At 48.3% G+C, this 2,249-nt stretch carries 1 protein-coding gene; it reads right to left on the bottom strand.

Annotated elements, in window-relative coordinates; translation table 11 throughout:
• Positions 1-2,249, bottom strand: a 2,249-nt coding sequence (locus KDK19_RS16760) for a hypothetical protein (RefSeq protein WP_257292412.1), incomplete at both ends; no start/stop codon positions are given.

The raw sequence follows: 2,249 nt of genomic DNA, 5'->3' as shown, positions 1-2,249 counted from the left end.
CTATTTCGGGCACCAGGCGGGAAATGCTGCGATACATCCGGGGGTTGGCGTTGTGCTGTCTTGCAAACAGCATGGAACCGGTTTTCAGTAGAACGACTGAGGAAGCAGCCTTGCCGAATGGCATCGCCAGCCCGCCCAGCTCTGCAAGTTGTTCAATTTCACTGTGGAATTTATAGTGTTGGGTTCGGTCAAGATCAAAGCTGTAGTGTTCCAACCAGTGCTGGAAAGGTATGCGCATCCTGTGCGTGTAATCACCCCTGTTGGTCAGGTCCAGAAGATAGAGTAACCACATGTTTGACAGCGACAGTAAGCCAGCCTTCAAGGTGGTATGGGTCACCAGCAGAGGTTTATAGCTGGAGTAGTACCAGGTGACCGCCTGTAACAGGAAGGCTGAAGGTTTGGCCCAGTAGTCATTGAGCTGCTGTTCAACCGCTGCGGCATGAGCCTGCTTTAATGTGTCATGGATAGCCTGGATCAGCTCTGATTCAGACAAGCCAACGGCATTGGCGTAGGGTGCCAGGGTATCCTGAACATTGGCCAGAAATGCTGCCGACCTGCGACCATTTTCAAAGGCAATATCATCAAGCACATAGTTCGCGATGATAGCCGCTGCGTACTCTTTCATGTCGGCAACGGACTCTTTCATACCCGCCGGACAAGTTGCGGTCACGGTCACAGGAGCAAAGGCAATCCGCATGAATTGCTCAGCTCCCTCATCGGACAGTGCCCGGACAACGACTTTAAAGCGAGGCACGTTGACGGCGTGTTTATAACCAAGGAAGTGCTCAAATTCATCCACTGTCTGATATCCATCGACACCTCTGATAGCCTTTAAGTAGTTCTCAAGTTCAACCTTGCTGATCGCGCCTTCGCGCAGCAGAGCTATGATCTTGTTACCACTGGCAGAATGGCTAGCGAAGTATTCCGGGAAGCTTTCCAGATCCTCCGTTTCAGGCTCGACGAAGTGAATGTCTGTTTTGCCCATGGCGCGAATTTCGTCCTTGAATTCTTGGGATCCTATTTTCATCTCATCCATGGCCTTGAGCGCAAGAATATCAACTTCATCCAGTGCATCCTCGGGCTGACCATACGGGGGCTGGACAGGGGATTTAGGAAAGGCGGTCTTCAGGCTCTTAAAAACTTCCACAATCCGACTGGCCTGTTTAAATGTCACTTTGTCGTCGGCATTTGCCTGTACGCGAATGGATGCAAATTCATCGTTAAAATTGAAAGCCGGAAGAAATGTCATTCCCTTATCGCTCTCCATTGTTGCTACGCGCAGGCCAATTGCGGCTTCCATAGCTTGTTTTTTGAGAGGGTGCTGCTGCATGAAGTCTTTGATATCGGTCAGAAGTTTTGCCTCTCTTGGTGAGTACAGGAAGGGACTGCTATCCCTGTCGTGCTCACGCTGGAATTCCGTGACCTGAGTGTACTTTTTTCTGGTAAGAGGCAGTTCACCCCATACTCCATCTTCATCGGTTGCCCGACCTTGGGTATCTGAATGGTCATTAACAGCAAGAATGTAATCAGCTTCTTCCAGCGAAGCGGGGTCGCCATTTATCCAGATGTGCAGATTTGTTTTGGCTTCCTGTTCCTTAATGATTTCATCCCGTATTTCGACACTGTATCCCAGCAGGTGTTTTATGATGTCCTCTGCTCGCTCTTCATTGGACTGCTCGTCACCTGCAGACAGACCCAGCTCGCTCTGAAATTGTTTCATTGCCCGATTGAGCTCCACGTCGTCTTCATCCGAGGTCTCTTGGAGATACGCATCCATATCGCGTTTAGTCTTCTCCAGGACATTTTTAGCTTCTTTTACTGCTAGCCTGGCTCTGGCTACCTCACGTTCAAGTACGTATCGGGGATTTAGTTTCAGCTGAGCTATTTGCCTGTCAAGCTCATTCTCAATGACTGCGGTACGCTCATTAATGGTAGGCTGACCCACTTTGTGAATTTCTCGAGTCAGTTTTACGAGTGTTTCTTCAATGAGAGTGATCTGATCATCCACACAGGCATTATTTTTATAGTCTTTAATGTTGAGTTGATGAGCAATTTCATTGTTTGTATCTCTTGATAAACCTTCATCTTCATAGCGGTGGAATACTTTGAACCTTAATTCCGAAATTCTGGCTAGTAGGGCATCCATCTGATTTTGCAGGCTGGCGTCTTTTTCTAATTCTACTTCCAGATTATCGGCCACTTTAGCAATTAAAGCCTTGTTCCTTTTCTTGGCAGCAGCGTTTTCACTC

The sequence above is a fragment of the Endozoicomonas sp. ONNA1 genome, assembly GCF_024606325.1.
In the GTDB taxonomy this organism is placed as follows: domain Bacteria; phylum Pseudomonadota; class Gammaproteobacteria; order Pseudomonadales; family Endozoicomonadaceae; genus Endozoicomonas_A.
Note: the sequence above shows the minus strand (reverse complement) of the source record. Positions and strands in the feature narration are given on the sequence as shown.